Source organism: Streptomyces sp. NPDC102279, from assembly GCF_044766365.1.
Taxonomy (GTDB): Bacteria; Actinomycetota; Actinomycetes; order Streptomycetales; family Streptomycetaceae; genus Streptomyces.
Window position 1 is genome coordinate 737,814 of the sequence record NZ_JBIWLU010000002.1, and the last position, 19,425, is coordinate 757,238.

19 protein-coding genes are annotated in these 19,425 nt (G+C 70.2%); 1 reads left to right on the forward strand and 18 read right to left on the reverse strand.

All coding sequences use genetic code 11. From position 1 onward, the window contains the following. Nucleotides 1-129: 129 nt before the first annotated feature. The gene (locus tag ACIRQH_RS06700; protein ID WP_358817819.1) at nucleotides 130-927 is read left to right on the forward strand and encodes a tyrosine-protein phosphatase; all 798 of its coding nucleotides are present in this window, start codon (nucleotides 130-132) and stop codon (nucleotides 925-927) included. 28 nt (nucleotides 928-955) lie between these two features. Here the strand turns inward: ACIRQH_RS06700 and ACIRQH_RS06705 are convergent, their stop codons facing one another. The 18 genes from ACIRQH_RS06705 to ACIRQH_RS06790 form a co-directional block, all read right to left on the reverse strand. Next, on the reverse strand, nucleotides 956-1,105 hold the full coding sequence (locus tag ACIRQH_RS06705; protein ID WP_358817820.1) for a DUF6126 family protein: 150 nt from the start codon (nucleotides 1,103-1,105) through the stop codon (nucleotides 956-958). After that, nucleotides 1,102-1,740 carry a helix-turn-helix domain-containing protein gene (locus ACIRQH_RS06710; protein WP_404224528.1) on the reverse strand — a complete coding sequence of 213 codons (639 nt, stop codon included), beginning with the start codon at nucleotides 1,738-1,740 and terminating at the stop codon, nucleotides 1,102-1,104. Before ACIRQH_RS06710 ends, ACIRQH_RS06705 begins: the two co-directional genes overlap by 4 nt. Before the next feature lie 61 nt (nucleotides 1,741-1,801). Then, on the reverse strand, nucleotides 1,802-3,202 hold the full coding sequence (locus ACIRQH_RS06715) for an aspartate aminotransferase family protein (protein WP_388879717.1): 1,401 nt from the start codon (nucleotides 3,200-3,202) through the stop codon (nucleotides 1,802-1,804). Beyond that, nucleotides 3,199-5,151, reverse strand: coding sequence for a 1-deoxy-D-xylulose-5-phosphate synthase (gene dxs, locus ACIRQH_RS06720; protein WP_388879714.1), 1,953 nt, complete (start codon nucleotides 5,149-5,151; stop codon nucleotides 3,199-3,201). The genes ACIRQH_RS06715 and dxs overlap by 4 nt, the downstream gene beginning before the upstream one ends. A 27-nt stretch (nucleotides 5,152-5,178) precedes the next feature. Beyond that, entirely contained in the window at nucleotides 5,179-6,336 is a 1,158-nt protein-coding gene (gene ispG, locus ACIRQH_RS06725) for a flavodoxin-dependent (E)-4-hydroxy-3-methylbut-2-enyl-diphosphate synthase (protein ID WP_358817824.1), read from the reverse strand. Nucleotides 6,337-6,340: 4 nt separating this feature from the next. Continuing rightward, the gene (hpnH, locus tag ACIRQH_RS06730; RefSeq protein WP_358817825.1) at nucleotides 6,341-7,363 is read right to left on the reverse strand and encodes an adenosyl-hopene transferase HpnH; all 1,023 of its coding nucleotides are present in this window, start codon (nucleotides 7,361-7,363) and stop codon (nucleotides 6,341-6,343) included. Between the two features lie 5 nt (nucleotides 7,364-7,368). After that, nucleotides 7,369-8,010 carry a 1-hydroxy-2-methyl-2-butenyl 4-diphosphate reductase gene (locus ACIRQH_RS06735; RefSeq protein ID WP_358817826.1) on the reverse strand — a complete coding sequence of 214 codons (642 nt, stop codon included), beginning with the start codon at nucleotides 8,008-8,010 and terminating at the stop codon, nucleotides 7,369-7,371. Beyond that, nucleotides 8,010-10,010 (reverse strand): squalene--hopene cyclase, encoded by a 2,001-nt coding sequence (gene shc / locus ACIRQH_RS06740; protein ID WP_404224532.1) that lies wholly within the window; start codon nucleotides 10,008-10,010, stop codon nucleotides 8,010-8,012. Before shc ends, ACIRQH_RS06735 begins: the two co-directional genes overlap by 1 nt. A gap of 151 nt (nucleotides 10,011-10,161) precedes the next feature. Next, a complete protein-coding gene (locus tag ACIRQH_RS06745) occupies nucleotides 10,162-11,292 on the reverse strand; it encodes a polyprenyl synthetase family protein (protein WP_358817828.1) in 1,131 nt (376 codons plus the stop codon). Next, nucleotides 11,289-12,695, reverse strand: coding sequence for a hydroxysqualene dehydroxylase HpnE (hpnE, locus tag ACIRQH_RS06750; RefSeq protein ID WP_404224534.1), 1,407 nt, complete (start codon nucleotides 12,693-12,695; stop codon nucleotides 11,289-11,291). The genes ACIRQH_RS06745 and hpnE overlap by 4 nt, the downstream gene beginning before the upstream one ends. Further along, complete coding sequence (locus ACIRQH_RS06755) at nucleotides 12,692-12,832, reverse strand: DUF6380 family protein (RefSeq protein WP_358817830.1); 141 nt, start codon at nucleotides 12,830-12,832, stop codon at nucleotides 12,692-12,694. Before ACIRQH_RS06755 ends, hpnE begins: the two co-directional genes overlap by 4 nt. Next, entirely contained in the window at nucleotides 12,832-13,782 is a 951-nt protein-coding gene (hpnD, locus tag ACIRQH_RS06760) for a presqualene diphosphate synthase HpnD (protein ID WP_388935959.1), read from the reverse strand. The genes ACIRQH_RS06755 and hpnD overlap by 1 nt, the downstream gene beginning before the upstream one ends. Then, the gene (hpnC, locus tag ACIRQH_RS06765; protein ID WP_404224537.1) at nucleotides 13,779-14,681 is read right to left on the reverse strand and encodes a squalene synthase HpnC; all 903 of its coding nucleotides are present in this window, start codon (nucleotides 14,679-14,681) and stop codon (nucleotides 13,779-13,781) included. Before hpnC ends, hpnD begins: the two co-directional genes overlap by 4 nt. 358 nt (nucleotides 14,682-15,039) lie before the next feature. Beyond that, nucleotides 15,040-15,819: an ABC transporter ATP-binding protein gene (locus ACIRQH_RS06770; protein WP_358817833.1), complete on the reverse strand. Its 780-nt coding sequence runs from the start codon at nucleotides 15,817-15,819 to the stop codon at nucleotides 15,040-15,042. Then, nucleotides 15,812-16,741: an ABC transporter permease gene (locus ACIRQH_RS06775; RefSeq protein ID WP_358817834.1), complete on the reverse strand. Its 930-nt coding sequence runs from the start codon at nucleotides 16,739-16,741 to the stop codon at nucleotides 15,812-15,814. The genes ACIRQH_RS06770 and ACIRQH_RS06775 overlap by 8 nt, the downstream gene beginning before the upstream one ends. 98 nt (nucleotides 16,742-16,839) lie before the next feature. After that, nucleotides 16,840-17,712 carry a glycosyltransferase gene (locus ACIRQH_RS06780; protein ID WP_358817845.1) on the reverse strand — a complete coding sequence of 291 codons (873 nt, stop codon included), beginning with the start codon at nucleotides 17,710-17,712 and terminating at the stop codon, nucleotides 16,840-16,842. A gap of 8 nt (nucleotides 17,713-17,720) precedes the next feature. Continuing rightward, a complete protein-coding gene (locus ACIRQH_RS06785; protein ID WP_404224539.1) occupies nucleotides 17,721-18,500 on the reverse strand; it encodes a CDP-alcohol phosphatidyltransferase family protein in 780 nt (259 codons plus the stop codon). Beyond that, nucleotides 18,478-19,425 (reverse strand): iron-containing alcohol dehydrogenase family protein (locus ACIRQH_RS06790; RefSeq protein ID WP_388879692.1); only part of this gene is annotated, 948 nt, incomplete at its 5' end. The genes ACIRQH_RS06790 and ACIRQH_RS06785, both read right to left, overlap by 23 nt.

The following is a 19,425-nucleotide window of genomic DNA, read 5'->3' on the forward strand; positions in this document are numbered from 1 at the left end:
CAACGCCTGTGGACAACTCATTGCCCCAGGAACCCATGTCGTATCGTCGGATGCGCGACCGAAGACACCAGCCGCCGGGCGCCGACCGGCCCCGTCCGGCGGGCCCGCGGCCGAAGATGAGGAGCCCCCGTGACGCAGCAGGTCCCGTCGACCGAGCCCGAGCTCGGCGGAGTTCGCAACTTCCGCGACGTGGGCGGCCTGCCCACCACGGACGGCAGGCGCGTGCGCCCGGGACAGCTGTTCCGCAGCGGCCACCTCGCGCACGCCACCGAGGAGGACGCCGCGTTCCTCTCCTCCCTGGGCCTCCACACGATCTTCGACTTCCGCAACGCGGCGGACCAGAAGCTGGAGGGCCCGGACGTCGAACTGCCGGGCGTGCGGAACGTCAACCTCCCGCTGACCGACCCGGCGGACGGCAGCGAGTTCTGGAAGATGGTCCGTGAGGGCGACCTGGACCAGCTGCGCGCCATCCTCGGCGACGGCAGGGCGGCGGCCCGCATGATCGGCTCGTACCGCGCGATCATCACGGAGCGCACCGCGGAACACTCCCGGGTGCTGCGTTCGATGGCGGAGGACGGCGTGCCCGCGCTGATGCACTGCGCGGCCGGCAAGGACCGGGCGGGGCTGTCCATCGCGATCACCCTGCTCGCCCTCGGCGTCGAGCGGGACGCGATCGTCGCCGACTACCTGGAGTCGAACGCCACGCACCGGCGCTACAAGGTGCACCGCAGCAGTTCCGCCGCCACCGCGTACTCCCCCGAGGTCATGGAACTGCTCAGCCCGCTCTTCGACGCGCGCGCGGAGTATCTGACGGCGGCGTTCGAGACGATCGAGGAGACCTGGGGCGGGGTCGACGCCTACCTGGAGAAGGGGCTCGGGCTGACCCCTGAGCTGCGCGACCGCCTGCGAGAGCGCCTGCTGGACTGAGTCGGCACCCGCACGTCGCGGCGGCCGGCTACTGGTTCTGCGCGCCCAGCGTGAAGAGCAGGTAGACGAAGGCCGCGAAGAGATGTCCGACGGCCACGTAGATGATCAGCCGGACCCACAGGGCTCGCGGGAACTTGTCCTCCATGGACGGCTTGCGCGGTTCGGTGGGTTCGGTCATGACGTCTCTCCCGGGATCGGGTGGCCCGTCGCCGGGCCGAGGCACAGCGCGGCGGTCGGGCTCTGCAGCAGGGTGTGGACGAAGAGGAGCTCGGCTCCGGCGCGCTCGGCGGCGGCGATGCGGTGCGGGGTCAGCGAGTCGAAGTGCGCGCTGTCGCCGGGCTCCAGGACGTGCGCGGTGTCCCCGAGGCGCAGCCGGAGCCGCCCTTCGAGGACGTACAGCCACTCCTCGCCGGGATGGACCCGCACGATGTCGCCCTGCGAGCCGTACGGGACGTGCACGCGCAGCGCCTGCATACCTCGCCCGGAGGAGCCGGCCTGCCGGTAGATCCAGCCGCCGGCAGGCGTCGGGTCCATGTCGGCGGCCCGCACGACGGCGTCGCGGTCGGCGATCGTCTCGCCGAGCAGTTCGGAGACCGTCGTACCGTAGACCCGGGCCACGGCGAGCAGCATGGGCAGCGAGGGCTGGCGCTGACCGGTCTCCAGCCGGGAGAGGTGCGCCGGGGAGAGTCCGGCGGCGCGGGCGGCGGCCTCCAGCGTGAGGGAGGCGCGGCGGCGCAGCGCACGGAGCTGGGGCGCCACGGCGTGCAGCTCGTCGGACGGTTCGTCGGCCGTCCCCGGATCGGCAGGGCTCATGTGTCCATTGAGCCCGAGGATTGCCTCTGGGGCAATTTTCTTGCCCCAGAGGCAAAAAGACTCAGCGGTTCGCGACCGCCTGTTTCACCAGGGTCTTCCCGAAGTCCCACATCAGGCCGCCACCGCTGTGCGCGTCGTCCATCACCGCGGTGAAGGCCTCCACGAACCGGTCGACGTCCCCCTCGTCGATGACGAGCGGCGGGATCAGCTTGATCACCTCCAGGTGGTCGCCGGACACCTGGGTGAGAATGCGGTGCCGCTGGAGCAGCGGGACGACCACCATCTGCGCGAACAGGCCCTTGCGCGCTGCCTGGAGCATGGTCCAGCGGCCGCGCAGCTTGATCGACTTGGGCCGCCCGAACTCGATGCCGATCATCAGGCCCCGGCCGCGTACGTCGCTGAGCAGTTCGTACCGGTCGACGAGCGCCGTCAGCCGGGCCTTGAGCTGCTCGCCGGTGGCCCGGGCATTGGCGACGATCTGCTCGTTCTCCATGACGGAGAGCACCGCGAGCCCGGCCGCCATGGCCTGCGCGTTGGAGCCGAAGCTCGCCGAGTGGACGAGGACCCGGTCCATCGAGGAGTAGACCTTCTTGAAGATCCAGTCCTTGCCGAGGGTCGCACCGACCGGCACGTAGCCGCCGGAGAGCGCCTTGGCCACGCACACCAGGTCCGGTTCGACGCCCTCCTCGTGCTGGTAGGCGTAGAAGTCCCCGGTCCGTCCGAGGCCGGTCTGCACCTCGTCGGCGATGAGCAGGGCCTTGTGCCGGTGCAACAGCTCCTGGGCGGCGCGCAGGTAGCCGGGCGGGGCCTCGAGGACGCCCTTGCCCTGGATCGGCTCCACGATCAGCGCGGCGACGTCACCCTTCTTCAACTCCCGTGCCAGGGCTTCGAGATCACCCAGCGGGACGGCGGTGTCGGGCAGCAGCGGGGCGAAGCCGTCGCGGAAGCCGTCCTCGCCGTTCACGGACAGGGAGCCGGTGGTCAGACCGTGGAAGGCGTGGGAGCAGTACAGGATCCGCGGCTTGCCGGTGGCGAACCGGGCGAACTTCAATGCCGTCTCGACCGCCTCGGTGCCGCTGTTGCCGAAGAACACCCGGTCCAGGTGCGGGCTGTGGGCGAGCAGGCGTTCCGCGAGCAGGCCCGGCAGCGGCTGGCAGTCGAAGCGGGTGAGGTCGGCGAGCGAGGCGTCGAGGACGTCGTGCAGCGCCTGCCGGACCACGGGGTGGTGACGACCAAGGCCCATCACGCCGAACCCGGCGAGCATGTCCAGGTAGTCGTTGCCGTCCGCGTCCCAGAAGTGGGCCCCCTCGGCCCGCTCGTAGACCTTGTCGAAGCCGATGGTGTGCAGCATGCGCGGGAGCTGGTGGTTCAGGTACTTCGTGTGCAGCTCGTAGCGCTCGGCTCCGCGCTCGGCGAGGAGCGCGCCGAGGTCGAACTCCCCCTTCTCCGCTGGGTCGCTCATTCCTTCTTCTCCTTGGACGACTCGTTCCGGGCCGGCGCGTCGGCGGCCTTCGACATCTCGTACGCGGCCCGGGCCCGTACGTCCCTGACGGCCAGGCCGGCGCTGATCCGCCCGGCGATCTCCACGGGAGTGAGCCCGATGTCGGCCAGCACCTCGGACCGCTTGGCGTGCGGGAGGAACTGGTCCGGTATCCCGAACCGCCGTACGGGCACGTCGACTTCGGCATCCCCGAGGGCCAGCGCGACGGCGGCGCCGACGCCCGACGCCCGGCTGTTGTCCTCGACGACGGCGACCAGGCCGTGCTCGGCGGCGAGCCCGGGCAGGGCCGGGTCGACGGGTTTCACCCAGCGCGGGTCGACGACGGTGCAGCCGATGCCCCGGGCCCGCAGCAGCTCCGCGGTCTGCAGGCAGACCGGCGCCATGACACCCACCGCGACGAGCAGCACCTCGGGGCGCTCGCCCCGGTGCAGCACGTCGAGGCCGCCCACGTGGTCCACCGCGGGGACCGCCGGCCCGACCGACTCCTTCGGGAAGCGGACCAGGGTGGGCGCGTCGTCGACGGCGACCGCCTCCCGCAGCTGGGCCCGCAGCTGGTCGGCGTCGCGCGGCGCGGCGATCCGGAGGCCGGGCACGACCTGGAGGATCGACATGTCCCACATGCCGTTGTGCGAGGCACCGTCGACACCGGTGACACCGGCCCGGTCGAGGACGAAGGTCACTCCGCAGCGGTGCAGGGCGACATCCATGAGGAGCTGGTCGAACGCCCGGTTGAGGAAGGTCGCGTACACGGCGACGACGGGGTGGAGGCCGCCGGTCGCGAGCCCGGCCGCGGAGACGGTGGCGTGCTGCTCGGCGATACCGACGTCCCACACCCGGTCGGGAAACCTCTCGGCGAACTTCCCGAGCCCCACCGGATGCAGCATGGCCGCGGTGATCGCCACGACGTCCGCGCGCTCCTCACCGATCCTGACGATCTCCTCGCCGAACACCGATGTCCAGGAGGGGCCGTTGGACGGCGCGAGGGGCTCGCAGGTGAGCGGGTCCATCACCCCGACGGTGTGGAAGTGGTCCTCCTCGTGGGCGAGCGCCGGCTCGTAGCCGCGGCCCTTCTCCGTCAGGCAGTGGATGAGGACGGGCCCGTGGAAGCGCTTCGCCCGGCGCAGCGCCGACTCCACGGCGCCCAGGTCGTGGCCGTCGATCGGGCCGACGTACTTGAGCCCGAGGTCCTCGAACATGCCCTGCGGCGCGAAGGCGTCCTTGAAGCCCTTCTTCGCGCCGTGCAGCGACTCGTAGACGGTGTTGCCGATCAGCGGCGTGCGCAGCAGGACCTTCTTGCCCCAGGCGAGGACCTGCTCGTAGCTGTCGGTCGTCCGCAGGGTCGCGAGGTGGTTCGCGAGACCGCCGATGGTCGGCGCGTACGACCGTTCGTTGTCGTTGACGACGATGATCAGCGGCCGGTCCTTGGCGGCGGCGATGTTGTTCAGCGCCTCCCAGGCCATGCCGCCGGTCAGGGCGCCGTCACCGATCACCGCGACGACGTGCCCCTTCTCCCCCTGCACCTGGCGGGCCTTGGCGAGGCCGTCGGCCCAGCCGAGCGACGTGGAGGCGTGGCTGTTCTCGATGACGTCGTGCTCGGACTCCTCGCGCGAGGGGTAGCCGGAGAGGCCGCCCTTGCTGCGCAGCTTGGAGAAGTCCTGACGTCCCGTCAGCAGCTTGTGCACGTAGCTCTGGTGGCCGGTGTCCCACAGGATGCGGTCGACGGGCGACTCGAAGACCCGGTGGAGGGCGATGGACAGCTCCACCACTCCCAGATTGGGTCCGAGATGACCGCCGGTCCTGGCGACCGCGTGCACCAGGAACTCCCTTATCTCCTCGGCGAGTTCACCGAGTTCCGCCTCGGACAGCGCCTTCAGGTCGCGTGGTCCCCGGATGTTCTCCAGCATCGTCACGTCGGGCCCCCTCTCGGTCCGTGCTGATCAGCTCACGGTGACGGCCGGTTCGCCGGAGGCGACGCCGTCGTTCTCCATCTGTTCGGCGAGCTTCATCGCCTCGTCGATGAGCGTCTCCACGATCTTCGACTCGGGTACGGTCCTGATGACCTCGCCCTTGACGAAGATCTGCCCCTTGCCGTTGCCGGAGGCGACCCCCAGGTCGGCCTCCCGCGCCTCGCCGGGGCCGTTGACGACGCAGCCCATGACCGCGACGCGCAACGGGACCTCCATCCCCTCCAGCCCGGCGCTGACCTCGTCGGCCAGTTTGTAGACGTCGACCTGGGCGCGCCCGCACGACGGGCACGAGACGATCTCCAGGCGCCGCTGCCGCAGTCCGAGGGACTCCAGGATCTGGATGCCGACCTTGCACTCCTCGGCGGGCGGCGCGCTCAGGGAGACCCGGATGGTGTCCCCGATGCCCTCGCTGAGCAGTGCCCCGAAGGCCACGGCCGACTTGATGGTGCCCTGGAACGCCGGGCCGGCCTCGGTCACGCCGAGGTGCAGTGGGTAGTCGCACTGGGCGGCCAGCTGACGGTAGGCGTTGACCATGATCACCGGGTCGTTGTGCTTGACCGAGATCTTGATGTCACGGAACCCGTGCTCCTCGAAGAGCGACGCCTCCCACAGCGCCGACTCGACGAGCGCCTCGGGCGTCGCCCTGCCGTACTTCTCCAACAGCCGCCGGTCGAGCGAACCGGCGTTGACGCCGATCCGGATCGGGATGCCGGCGTCCCCGGCGGCCCGCGCGATCTCCCGCACCTTGTCGTCGAACTGCTTGATGTTGCCCGGATTGACGCGCACCGCGGCGCAGCCGGCGTCGATGGCCGCGAACACGTACTTCGGCTGGAAGTGGATGTCCGCGATCACCGGGATCTGCGACTTCCGGGCGATGGTCGCGAGGGCGTCCGCGTCGTCCTGCGTGGGGCAGGCGACGCGGACGATCTGGCAGCCTGACGCGGTCAGTTCCGCGATCTGCTGCAGGGTGGCGCCGATGTCCGACGTACGGGTCGTCGTCATCGACTGCACCGACACGGGCGCACCGCCCCCGACCGCCACCGGTCCGACCTCGATGCGCCGTGAGACACGGCGCTCCGCGATCGGCCGGACCGGCACCTCGGGGAGGCCCAAGGAAACGGCGGTCACGAGGTCACCCGCGGCTTTCCGTGAAGGTCTCACGGGCGGCACGGATCGACTCCTTGAGGGAGCCCATGGTGGCGAGGACCGCCGTCGGCTCGTAGCCGCAGTGCGCCATGCAGTTGGCGCACCGCTCGTCCTTGCCGCGGCCGTAGGAGTCCCAGTCGGTGTCCTCCAGGAGCTGCTTGTACGTCTGCACGTACCCGTCGCTCATCAGGTAGCAGGGCTTCTGCCAGCCGAACAGCGAGTAGCTCGGGATCGCCCACGCGGTGCACGGGAAGTCGACCTTGCCCTCCAGGAAGTCCAGGAAGAGCGGGCTCTGGTTGAGCCGCCAGCGGCGCCGGTTGCCGCCAGCGAAGGCCTTCTTGAACAGTTCCCGGGTCTGCTGGACGCCGAGGAAGTGCTCCTGGTCGGGAGCCTTCTCGTAGGCGTAGGCGGGCGAGAGCATCATCTCGTCGACCTTCAGGTCGTCGTTGAGGAAGTTGAGGACCTCGATGATGGTCTGCGGGGTGTCGGTGTTGAAGAAGGTCGAGTTGGTGGTGACGCGGAAGCCGCGCCGCTTGGCCTCCTTGATGGCCTCGACCGCCTCGTCGAAGACACCTTCCTTGGCGACGGACTCGTCGTGCCGCTCGCGCAGCCCGTCGATGTGCACGGCCCAGGCGAAGTACGGCGAGGGCTTGAACTTGTCCATCTTCTTGCGGAGCAGCATCGCGTTGGTGCACAGGAAGACGAACTTCTTCTTGGCCACCAACTGCCGGACGATCTCGTCGATCTGAGGGTGCATCAGCGGCTCGCCGCCGGCGATGGACACCATCGGAGCACCGGACTCCAGGACCGCTCCCACGGCCTGCGCCACGGGCATGCGCTGCTTGAGCACACCCGCCGGGTGCTGGATCTTGCCGCAGCCCTCGCAGGCGAGGTTGCACGCGAAGAGCGGTTCCAACTCGACGAGCAGGGCGAACTTGTCCCGCTTCCTGAGCTTCTGTTCAAACAGGTATGCAGCGACCTTCATGGACTGCCGAAGCGGCATGGCCATCTGGCTCACCTCCGAGGGAGCAACAAAGAACGGTGCCATTCAAAGAAAGCGGGAAGCACGGCACGAAGAACACGGAAAGCTGATATTCCACCGCGGACCGTGCCGATACGGACGAGTTCATGTTCTGGAGCGTCCACGACCACCCGTACGGCCGCAACCGGGCGGATGCCCGCGCGGACCGCGCCGAGAAGTGTGGCCGCGGACTCCATGTCCACGGCGATGGCTCCGGTCGCGAGCAGATCCGACCGCTCGGGACCACGGACGACGTGATCGGAGCCGGTGAGCGGCCCCGTGTGCACGGTGCGGCCGGGCAGGGCCCGCACCAGTTCCTTGACGAGGAGGTCGGTTCCCACACACGGCGTGGTGCCGTCCGGGTCCCGGGTCTCCTCGGCGACGACCAGGTCACCGGGGTGCATGCCCGGGGCGAGCCCCGCGCAGAACCCGGTGGCCAGCACGGCCGCCGCACGCAGCGCCGGGTCGCCGAGGACCCGGGTGACGGACCGCTCGGCGGCCTTCGGGCCCATCCCCGTACGCAGCACGGTGACGGGTCCGCCGGCGCCGCTCCGGTCGCCGCTGCGCAGGGCGAGGTGCTCGATGCCGAGCGCGCAGGCGATCAGCAGCGGAGCCGGAGCGGGCCGACCGGTCATCAGCCCCCCTCCGTCGCGGCGAAGGGCTCCCCGTTGACGTAGCGGCCGAGCGCGGTGAGCGGGAAGACCTGCCGGTAGAGGTGGTAGTTGATCGAGAAGTCCCACGGGAAGCCGGTCCCCGTGAAGTACGGCTCGTCCCAGGAGCCGTCGGCCAGCTGGGTCTCGGCGAGCCAGCCGACCCCCCGCTCCACGGCCTTGGACTCGTTCTCCCCCGCGGCCAGCAGGGCGAGCAGCGCCCAGCCGGTCTGGGAGGCGGTGGAGGCACCGCGCCCGCTCCACCCGGCGGCGTCACCGTAGGAGCGCAGGTCCTCGCCCCAGCCGCCGTCGTCGTTCTGCACGCCCTCCAGCCAGGCGACGGCCCGGCGGATCGCGGGATGCGAGCCGGGCAGTCCCGCCGCCACGAGCGCGGGAACCACCGACCCCGTGCCGTAGACGTAGTTGACGCCCCAGCGCCCGAACCAGGAGCCGTCGGTCTCCTGGTTCGCGAGCAGCCACTCGATGCCCCGGCGGGTCCGGGGGTCGTGGGAGAGTCCCTCGACGGCCAGCATCTCCACGACATGCGCGGTGACGTCCGCGGAGGGCGGATCGATCACCTCGCCGAAGTCGCAGAACGGCAGCCGGTTGGGGAACGGGCTGGTGTTGTCGACGTCGAACGCGCCCCAGCCGCCGTCCTTGGACTGCATGCCGAGGTTCCAGCGCACCCCGCGTCCGATGGCGTTCTCGACCCGGTCCGGATCGTGGTGCCGGACGCGGCGCAGCGCGAGGACGACCTCCGCGGTGTCGTCGATGTCGGGGTAGTTGTCGTTGTGGAACTCGAACGCCCAGCCGCCCGGCGGCAGTTGGGGCCGCTTGACGGACCAGTCACCGGGCCGGACGATCTCCTCCCCGAGCATCCAGTCCACGGCCTTGACCAGCTGTGGGTGGTCGGCGGGCACCCCGGCGTCGGCGAGCGCGATGGTCGCCAGGCAGGTGTCCCACACCGGTGACTGGCAGGCCTCGATCATCCGGGACCCGTCGTCGCGCCACACGGCGAACCGGTCGAGCGAGGCCAGCCCCGCGCGCATCACCGGGTGTTCGAGGTCGTAGCCGAGCAGGTGCAGGGCGATGACCGAGTAGACGGCGGGCGGCTGGATGCCTCCCCAACAGCCGTCGTTCTCCTGCCGCTCGATGATCCAGCGTCCCGCCGTGTTCATCGCCGCCCTGCGCAAGGCGCGCGGCGCGACCTTGCGGTACTGGTGCAGGGCCCTGTCGAGACGCTGGAACGCCCCGTCCCAACTGGCCACCCGTGCAAGGGGCTTGGCCGGGTTGGGGTGGCGGGGATCGGCGTGCAGCTCGTCGAGCGGGAACGGCGCCGGCCGCACCGGTCGCTTCGCCGACACCACGGTGAGCGGCACGATCGTCTGCCGCGCCCAGCAGCCGAAGTCGTAGATGTTGAGCGGCATCCACTTCGGGAAGTAGATGAGCTCCGGAGGCAGTTCGGGAAGGTCGTCCCACTTCCACCAGCCGAAGAGGGCGAGCCAGATCCGGGTGAAGACCCGGGCCGCGGCGATGCCTCCGCGCTCGCGGATCCACGCGGACGCCTGCGCCATGTGCGGTGCGTCCGGGGCGTCCCCGGCCAGCCGCAGGGCGACGTACGCCTCGATCGTGGTGGAGAGCTCGCCCGGTCCGCCGAAGAACGAGGCCCAGGTGCCGTCCTCGCGCTGCTCGCCGCGGATGAACAGGGCGGCGCCGCGCGTGGTCGGCTCGTCGCGGATGCCCAGGAACTGACGGAGCAGGAGGTCCTCGGCGTCCATGGTGACGTTCGTCTCGAGGTCGCCCTTCCACCAGCCCTGGTCGTCCTGCAGCGCCAGCAGGAAGTCCGTGGCACGCGCCATGGCGCGCGTGGCGGCGTCTCGGGTCTCGACCGTCCCGGCCGCCGCGGGAATGTCGTGCTGGATTTCGCTGGCCGAGGCAGCGCGGGGAGGAAGTGCCCCGGTGCTTCCGTCGGTCGTCGCTGTCATGGCTTCCCCTTCGTGCAGTGGTACGACTCTGCTGTGGGTCCGCCGTCGGCCGGTGCTTCCGTTCCGATGGTGATCCCGTGCTCGAACGAGGTTCGAAACCCGGGGGAGGCACCGGCCGGCGACTACGCGAGGTGTATTCGACCGATAGTGATCATCTCTTTCGAACGACGACGAAGTCGGCGAGTGCCACGAGCTCGGCCCGCACACGATCGGGCATCGGGACGGCGTCGAGCGCCTCGATGGCGATGGCGTGCTGCCTGCGCGCCTCCTGAGCGGTCCAGTCGCGGCCGCCCGCCTCCTCGATGAGCGCGGCGCGCGCGGCGAACTCCTCCTCGGAGAAGTTCTCGAAGTCGCTGGCCTTGGCGTCCTCGGCGAGCAGGTCGCCGAGCCGCTCGGAGGCGGGCCCGCCCGCGGCGAGTGCGGCCACGACCGGCAGGGACTTCTTGCGCTGGCGCAGATCGCTCCAGGTCTGCTTCCCGGTGGACTCCGGGTCGCCCCAGATGCCGAGGAGGTCGTCGACGGCCTGGAAGGCCAGGCCGAGGTGGTAGCCGTACCGCTCCAGGGTGTCGGCGGTGAGGTCGTCGGCGCCGCCGAGGACCGCGCCGATGGAGCAGGCGCAGGCGAGCAGGGCGCCCGTCTTGTTGCCCTCCATCTCCAGGCATTCCTCGACGCTGACGCGGTCGCGGTGCTCGTAGGAGATGTCCTGGGCCTGGCCGTCGATGAGGGCGCGGGTGGCGGTGGTCAGACGCCGGGTGGCGCGTCCGGCCTCGACGGTGCCGAGCTCCAGCAGCACCTCGTTGGCCAGCGCGAACAGGGCGTCGCCGACCAGGATCGCCTGGGCGGGGCCGTGCACCTTCCAGACGGTGTCGCGGTGCCGGCGCTGTTCGTCGCCGTCCATCAGGTCGTCGTGCAGCAGCGAGAAGTTGTGCACCAGCTCGACCGCGACCGCGCCGGGAACGCCGACCTCGGGCTCGGCGCCGGCGGCCTGCGCGGAGAGCACCGCGAGCGCCGGACGGACCGCCTTGCCGCCGTCACCGTCCGCGGGGTTGCCCTCGGCGTCGATCCAGCCGAAGTGGTAGGCGGCGACGGTGTCCATGGGTGCCGCCAGACGGTCCACGGCCGCCTTCAGCACCGGTGTGGACAGGGTCCGGCCGCGCTCCAGGAGCGCGGTCACGTCCACCGCGTCGGCAGCCGTTTCGGCCGGGGGCACAGTGGGCACAGTCTCTCCTCTTGTTGCGATACCGGGGGTGCGGGGGCCTGTCGTGCTCTGTTCGAGCGTCATGCCGCCTCCTCGAAGAGTCCGAGGAGATGATCGCGGGACCGTCCCAGCGCGCCCAGCGCGGCATCCGCCGCGCCGACGCCGCTGCGAACCGCACTCTCCATGGTCGCGGGCCACCCTGTGGCGGTCCACGCTCCGGCCAGGTACAGGCCGGGGGCCTTGGTCCGGGCACCGGGACGCAGCCGCCCGACGCCCGGGTCGGGGGCGAACGTCGCGGTGCGCTCCCGGGTCACGAAGAAGTCCTTCACCTCGGCGCCGCGCGCACCGGGCAGCAGCCGCTCCAGCTCGGGGAGGTACCGCTCCCGCAGCGCCGAAACGGGCTCGTCGATCTCGTCCTGCGCCGCCGACTGCGACAGCGCGAGGTACTGGCCCTCGCGGAGCCCGGAGGCCTCGGTGCGGTCGAAGACCCACTGCACCGGGGAGCCGAGCGCGGCGAAGAACGGTGCGGTGAGGACGGTGCGGTCGTACACGACGTGGACGTTCAGGATCGGCGCGGTGCCGATGTCCAGGAGCCGCTCGGGGGCGTCGAGCGCGCCATCCGGCAGAAGATCGTGGGCCTCGTGCTGCGGTACGGCGAGCACGACGGCGTCGGCGTCGATGCGCTCGCCGGGAACCTGAACACTCCAACGCCCGTTCTCGTAAGGGGAGACGGAGGTGACGCGTGTACGGATCTCGGTACGTACGCCCGCGGAGTCGAGCGCCTTGCGGGCCCGGGTGTCGTGCAGTTCGCCCAGTGGGACGCGCGCCCAGCCGATGTCGGCCGCGCCCGGGTCGGACAGCAGACCTGTCTTGAACACCATCGCGGCCAGGGCGAGCGAGCAGTCGCCTGCCACCGCGTTGAGGGTGGCGACCCCCACGAGGTCCCACAGTGCCTCGACGGCACGTCGTGACTGACCGTGCCCGGCGAGCCAGTCGCCGAAGTTCTGCGTGTCGAGCGACGGATCGGTGAGATCCAGGCCCTTGAGCGCGAGCGCGGCACGGCCGACCTTGGCGCGCTCGGCGAGCGAGAGGTGCGGGTAGGTCGCGAGGCTGCGCGCCAGATGCAGCGGCACCGGCAGCGCGTCGCGGCCGATTCTGCCGAGTCTGCGCCCGGGAGCGGCCTCCGCGTCGAGAACGGGCACGTCGAGACGATCCTGCAGAGGCGCGAGCGCGGCCGCGTCGATGCGGTCGAGGAACCAGCGGTAGGCGCTGCAGCAGCGCAGATAGACATGCTGGCCGTTGTCGACGGTGAGGTCGCCGCGCTGGAAGGAGAACGCGAGACCGCCGAGCCGCGGCCGGCCTTCGAGCAGGGTGACGCGCAGTCCGGCATCGGCGAGCGCGAGCGCTGCGGTGATCCCGGCGAGTCCGCCGCCGATCACCACGGCGGACCGGGCGGAGTCCTCCGCGGACTCCTTGACCTCGCTCATCGTGCACCCTCCCCTGGGGCCGCGCCATGGTGATCGAACGACGCACGGCAGGCCGTTGCAGTCAGGGACGCCGTCCGGCTCCGGAGGGTTGCGTGCCGCTTTTCGCCGGTCGTGTCACCTTGGCCCATATTGTCCATCAAACGCGCCTCCGGACGGTGCGTCGAGAGACGTGGCGAGCGTCGAGTCCGGAGAGACCGCGCACGGCGACGAACGCCTTCTCGCGTCCGGGGAGCGAGACCCGGCCGCGCAGCACGGCCTCGGGCTCGCGCTCGATGCGGTCGAGCAGCCGCCGGTAGATGCCCGCCATCGCCGCTACACAGGCGCCGCTGCGCCGGTCGAGCATGGGCAGCAGCCGGTAGCCCTCGGCGAACAGCGCGCGGGCGCGCCGCACCTCGAAGTGCACGAGACCCGCGAAGTCGGAGCCCGGCGGCGGGGTCGGCCCGTCGAAGCCGGCCGAGCAGCCGAACTTCGCCAGATCGTCGGCCGGCAGGTACGTACGCCCGCCCTCCGCGTCCTCCCGGACGTCCCGCAGGATGTTCGTGAGCTGGAGCGCGAGCCCCAGCGTGTCGGCGTACTCCGGCGCGCGCTCGGCGCCGCGGGCCCCCGGTTCGGTACCGAAGACACCGAGCGAGAGCCGCCCGATCGCCCCGGCCACGCACCGGCAGTAGACCTTCAGGTCGTCCCACGTCTCGTAGGTCTCGCCGCGTACGTCCATCAGCACGCCGTCGATGAGTTCGTCCAGGCCCCCGAGGGGGACCGGGAAGTACTCGGCGGTGTGCGTGAGGGCGACGGCGACCGGGTCGGTGTCGTCCTCGTCGACCTCGCCCTCGCGGACGCGGGCGAGCAGCGCCTTCGTCTCCTCGAGACGTACCGCCTTCACGTCCGGTGCCAGCGTGCCGTCGCCGATGTCGTCGACACGCCGGGAGAACGCGTAGAGCGCCGACATCGCACGACGCTTGGTCGTAGGCAGCAGCCTGATGCCGTACGCGAAATTGCGGGCCTGCTGGCCGGTCACTGCCTCGCAGTAGCTGTACGCGGCGAGTACCGGTGCGGACATGTGCTGTTCCGACTCCACGGTCCGGATCACCCCTTTCCTCGCAGAGTCACTCCCACCTCGCGCAGCAACTGGAGCTTGCCGGGCTTGGGCGGGCCTGTAAGTACGTCGTATTCGGCGGCGACGATCGCACGGATCGCCGCCTTCCCCCCCGCAACGAACCCCGCGAGCAGCAGCTTCAGCCTGCCGGGGACGCTACCCACGAGGGGGGTGCCTTCATTCAGGAGGTTCAAGGCGCGTTCTGCTTCGTATGCAACCAGTGCTCGCACCGATGCGCCTGCTGTGGGGGCGGCAAGATCTGCTTCGAGGACATGAAAGCGCTTCATGTCCTCGGCGGGAAGGTAGACACGGTCGCGGCCGAGATCCTCGGCGACGTCCTGGAGATGCTCGACGATCTGCAGTGCCGTGCACACCGCGTCGGAGTGGCGGACCCGCTCGGGAGTGGACGTCCCGGTCACGGACAGGACCAGGCGGCCGACGGGGTTCGCGGACAGCTCGCAGTAGGCGAGCAGGTCGTCATAGGTCTCGTACCGCTTGACAAGCTGGTCCTGACGGTTGGCCGCGATCAGGCCGAGGAACGGCTCGGGGGTGAGGCCCGCACGGCGGACTGTGGGCTGCAGACCGATCAGCAGGGGGTGGCGGGGGGTGGAGTCGAACACGCGGTGAAGATCGGCTTCCAGAGCGTCCAGCAGGACCGATCTGTCCTCGGCCTCGGTGGCCGCTACACCGAGAAGGCCGGCATCGGCGCCACCGGGGGCGAGGTCGCCGTCACCGATGTCGTCGACGAGGCGCGCGAAGCCGTAGACGGCCATCAGGTCGTCGCGCCAGGCCCTGGGCAGGAAGAAGGGGGCCACGGGAAAGTTCTCGTCCGCGGCTTTGTCGAGAGTGCCGCGCCCCGGATCGCCGGCGCGGGCCGTACCGGCTTCGGTCACCGCCGGCCGCCCGGCGCGGGGACGGCGCACGCATCGCGGAGCTGGAGAGTCACCGTAGCCATTGCCGTCACATCTCCCGTTCTACACTGCCGACCCAACACTGCACATTTCGGACACGCCGCCCGGAGGTCCGCACAGCGCGACGGTGCCGGGTGTCGCGTATTATCGCCCCACTTGGCGCGATTCAGCACCGGTACAGCTTACGTTGTACAACGCGGCACACTCACTCGGGGTGTCCTGCGCATCACAACAACACACCGATTGGCGTCAAGATTCCCTAGGCCGACCGGAGTTGGCCTTTCCTTTGCAGACGCAGGGCCCCGCCGGAGGGTTCCGGCGGGGCCCTGGGCGAAACGGGTTACTTGCCCGTGAACTTCTCGTACTCCTTCAGGACCTCGTCGGTGGGCCCGTCCATCCGCAGTTCGCCGCGCTCCAGCCACAGCACGCGGTCGCAGGTGTCGCGGATCGACTTGTTGTTGTGACTGACCAGAAACACCGTGCCGGCGCTCTTGCGCAGCTCCCTGATGCGGACCTCGGACCGCTTCTGGAAGGAGCGGTCACCGGTGGCGAGGGCCTCGTCGATCATCATGACGTCGTGGTCCTTGGCCGCGGCGATGGAGAAGCGCAGCCGGGCCGCCATGCCGGACGAGTAGGTCCGCATCGGCAGGGTGATGAAGTCGCCCTTGTCGTTGATGCCGGAGAAGTCGACGATGCTCTGGTAGCGCTCCCGGACCTGCTCGCGGGACATGCCCATCGCGAGCCCGCCCAGGATGACGTTCCGCTCGCCCGTCAGGTCGTTCATGAGAGCCGCGTTCACGCCGAGCAGTGAGGGCTGGCCGTCGGTGAAGACCTTGCCCTTCTCCGCGGGGAGCAGGCCGGCGATGGCCCGCAGGAGCGTGGACTTGCCGGAGCCGTTCGAACCGATCAGGCCGATGGCCTCGCCCCGGTAGGCGGTGAAGGAGACGCCCTTGACGGCGTGCACCTTGCGCACCCCGCGCTCCTCGCCGCGCTTGAGGATGCGGCTGAGGGCGGAGGTGGCGCTGCCCTTGCCCGTCTTGGCGCCGTTCACGCGGTAGACGATGTGCAGCTCGTCCGCGATGACGGTCGGAATGTGCGACCTCTTCTCGAGCTCAGCCACGGCCGTACCTCTCTTCAGCCTTCCAGAAGTACACGAACCCGCCGACGGAGACGACCACGGCCCAGAAGACGGCGATGGCCCACACGTGGGGCGGCAGGTTGGAGGAGCCGTATCCGTCGATGAGCGCGAAGCGCATCAGGTCCATGTAGACGGCGGCCGGGTTCGCCTGCAGCGCGCGGGCGATCCACTCCGGGCTGCTCGCGAGCATGGCGCTGATGGAGAACATGACACCGGACGCGTACATCCAGGTGCGCAGGATGAACGGCATCAGCTGGGCGAGGTCCGGAGTCCTGGCGCCCATCCTCGCCACGATCAGCGCGAGGCCCGTGTTGAAGAGGAACTGCAGCAACAGCACGGGGAAGATCATCAGCCAGGACAAGCCCGGGTAGCTGCCGAAGGCGATCACCACCATGAACAGGACGATCATCGAGAACAGCAGTTGCTGGAGCTGCTGGAGCGCGAAGGAGACGGGCAGCGAGGCGCGCGGGAAGTGCAACGCGCGCACCAGGCCGAGGTTGCCGGAGATCGCCCGGACGCCCGCCATGATCGAGCTCTGCGTGAACGTGAAGACGAAGACGCCCGTCACCAGGAACGGGATGTACACGTCCTGCGACAAGCCCTTGTCGGCCTTCAGGATCAGACCGAAGATCAGGTAGTAGACGAGCGCGTTCAGCAGCGGCGTCGCCACCTGCCAGAGCTGGCCGAGCTTGGCCTGGCTGTACTGGGCGGTGAGCTTCGCCTGGGAGAAGGCGAGGATGAAGTGCCGCCGGCCCCACAGCTGACCGACGTACTCGGCGAGGCCGGGACGGGCGCCGCTGACCGCGAGCCCGTACTTGGCGGCCAGCTCGGCCGCGGAGAGCCCTTCGTCGGGCGACGGTCGGTCGCTCACCGCGACTCCACCGTCATGCGTTGTCTCACTCACAAGTGGAAACTTTCGTCTTCAAGATGCGCGCAACCGGATCGGGCAGAGGCGAGAGCCGGAGACCGGGGAGGGTCCCGACGCTCTCGGAATCGAGCTTGTCAGATGACGGGAGGTCGGCCCAGTCGAGTCAGCCGCCACACCGTACGCCACTTCATGGGACGGCGGGGTCCGCACGGACTGCTCCAGCCCTCCCGGAATCCCCCGAACCAGGCCTTCAGAGCCGCTCGCGAGGGGCGGCGCAGCAGCGTCAGGAGCATCCAGACGCCGAGGTAGACCGGGACGAGGAGCGCGGGGAGGTTGCGGCGGGCGAGCCACACGCGGTTGCGGGCCACCATGCGGTGGTACACCGCGTGCCGCGAGGGGGCGGTCGTCGGGTGGTACAGCACCATGTCGGACCGGTAGTCGATCATCCAGCCGGCGTCGAGGGCCCGCCAGGCGAGGTCGGTCTCCTCATGGGCGTAGAAGAACGCGTCCGGGAGTCCGCCCACCTCGGCGAGGACCTTCGTGCGCACCGCGTTGGCACCGCCGAGGAAGGTGGTGACGCGCGAGGAGCGCATCGGGTCGGCGGCCCGCAGCCGGGGCACGTGGCGACGCTGGGTCTCGCCCGTCCCGGGGTCGGCGATGCGGAAGCTGATGATCCCCAGGTCGGCGTCGTCGGTGAAGGCGCGGCGGCACAGCTCGGCGGTGTCGTGCTGGGCCAGCAGTCCGTCGTCGTCCAGGAAGAGAAGGACGTCGACGTCGGTGCCGCCGGGGCCGAAGGCCTCGATGCCGACGTTGCGGCCACCGGGGATGCCGAGGTTCTCGGGCAGCTCGACCGTGCGGACGCCCGCGGGGACGTCGGGGACGGGAGAGCCGTTGCCGACGACGACCACCTCGACGCGGTCGCCGTCCTGCTTGGCGACCGAGTCGAGCAGGGCCCGCAGCTCGTCGGGGCGGTTGCCCATGGTGATGACGACCGCGCCGACCTTCATGGCCGTACTCACTTGAGCCTGCTCGAGGCGAGGATGGACACGAGGTGCAGCAGGGTCTGCACGATCGCGATGCCGGCGAGCACGGCGATGCCGAGGCGCGTGAAGAACAGGTCGCCCCTGATCTGGTCGACGATCGCGAGGACCAGGATCAGCAGGGTCGCCTCGATACCGAGGATCAGCCGGTGGAACTTGAGCGCCGCGGCGGCCCGGCGAGCGAGGGCCATGCCGGAGGTACGCGGCTCGGACGCCGACTCCTGGACGGGAGGCAGTCCCCCTTGGTGGCGGGCGACACCGACGAGGTCGGTCTCGGCCTTGACCAGGATCGCGCCGAGGGCGGCCAGGGTGCCGAGGAAGGCCCACAGCCAGTCGATCCGGCCGCCGCCCCACAGGTCGGCGGCGCGCAGACCGAGGCCGACGAGGACCGCGGCGTCGGTCAGATAGGCACCGACACGGTCCAGGTAGACCCCGCCGAGCGAGAACTGCTTCTTCCAGCGGGCGACCTCGCCGTCGACGCAGTCGAGCAGCAGGTACAGCTGGACCATCACCAGGCCGAGCACGGCACCCGCGATCCCCGGCACCAGCAGGGCCGGGGCCGCGAGCACGCCGCACAGGGTCATCAGGTACGTGAGCTGGTTGGGCGTGATCCTGGTGTTCACCAGGTAGCGGTCGCAGCGCAGCGAGATCTCTCGCATGTACAGGCGTCCCGCCCAGTGCTCACCGCTGCGCCTGTCCTTCACCCCTGCGGGATGAACGACCGGGCGGAGTTCAGCTACTGATGGCCTTGGCATAGTCGGAGTAGTAGTCCTTGATCTGGTGGGTTTTCAGGTCGAGGTGCTCGAGGATCGTGTAGCGCCCGGGCCGGGTCCGCGGGGCGTACTCCACGACCTGGACGAACTCGTCCACGGTGAAGCCGATCTCCTCGGGCAGGACCGGCAGTCCGTGCCGGCGCAGCACCTCGGCCATGTGCGCCGCCTCCTCGTGGGCTCCGCGCAGATGCATCGCGAAGGCCGCGCCCAGTCCGCACTGCTCGCCGTGGCTCGCCGCGCGCTGGGGGAAGAGAAGGTCGAAGGCGTGGTTGATCTCGTGGCAGGAGCCCGAGGCGGGCCGGGAGTCGCCGGAGATCGACATCGAGATGCCGGTGAGGACCAGTGCCTCGGCCAGGACCTGGAGGAAGTCGTTGTCGCCGACACCGCCGGGGTGCCGGAGCACGGCCTCGCCCGCCTGACGTGCCATCGCTGCCGCCAGACCGTCGATCTTCTCGCCGTTGACCCGGTTGGCCAGCTCCCAGTCCGCGATCGCGTTGATGTTGGACACGGCGTCGCCGATGCCGGACCGGACGAACCGGATCGGCGCCTCACGGATCACGTCGAGGTCGATGACGACCGCGATGGGGTTCGGCACGCCGTAGGAGCCGCGGCCCGCGTCGTTGTCCAGGGTGGCGACCGGCGAGCACAGTCCGTCGTGGGCGAGGTTGGTCGGGACGGCGACGAGCGGCAGCCCGACCCGTGCCGCCGCGAACTTGGCGCAGTCGATGATCTTGCCGCCGCCCAGACCGACCACGGCGTCGTAGTGCCCGGACCGCATCTCGTCGGCCAGCCGGATCGCGTCGTCGAGCGTTCCGCCGCCGACCTCGTACCAGGTCGCGCCCGGCAGTGCCGGCGTCAGACGCTCGCGGAGCCTGGCACCCGACCCGGTACTGACCGCGACAGCGAT

Coding starts and splice junctions, on each gene's coding strand:
- ACIRQH_RS06755 (WP_358817830.1), bottom strand. CDS start 12,832: ATGGACAATATGGGCCAAGGTGACACGACCGGCGAAAAGCGGCACGCA.
- ACIRQH_RS06735 (WP_358817826.1), bottom strand. CDS start 8,010: ATGACCGGTCGGCCCGCTCCGGCTCCGCTGCTGATCGCCTGCGCGCTC.
- ACIRQH_RS06715 (WP_388879717.1), bottom strand. CDS start 3,202: ATGAGCGACCCAGCGGAGAAGGGGGAGTTCGACCTCGGCGCGCTCCTC.
- shc (WP_404224532.1), bottom strand. CDS start 10,010: ATGACAGCGACGACCGACGGAAGCACCGGGGCACTTCCTCCCCGCGCT.
- hpnE (WP_404224534.1), bottom strand. CDS start 12,695: ATGAGCGAGGTCAAGGAGTCCGCGGAGGACTCCGCCCGGTCCGCCGTG.
- ACIRQH_RS06785 (WP_404224539.1), bottom strand. CDS start 18,500: ATGCCAAGGCCATCAGTAGCTGAACTCCGCCCGGTCGTTCATCCCGCA.
- hpnH (WP_358817825.1), bottom strand. CDS start 7,363: ATGGCCATGCCGCTTCGGCAGTCCATGAAGGTCGCTGCATACCTGTTT.
- ACIRQH_RS06705 (WP_358817820.1), bottom strand. CDS start 1,105: ATGACCGAACCCACCGAACCGCGCAAGCCGTCCATGGAGGACAAGTTC.
- ACIRQH_RS06745 (WP_358817828.1), bottom strand. CDS start 11,292: ATGACGCTCGAACAGAGCACGACAGGCCCCCGCACCCCCGGTATCGCA.
- ACIRQH_RS06710 (WP_404224528.1), bottom strand. CDS start 1,740: ATGAGCCCTGCCGATCCGGGGACGGCCGACGAACCGTCCGACGAGCTG.
- ACIRQH_RS06780 (WP_358817845.1), bottom strand. CDS start 17,712: ATGAAGGTCGGCGCGGTCGTCATCACCATGGGCAACCGCCCCGACGAG.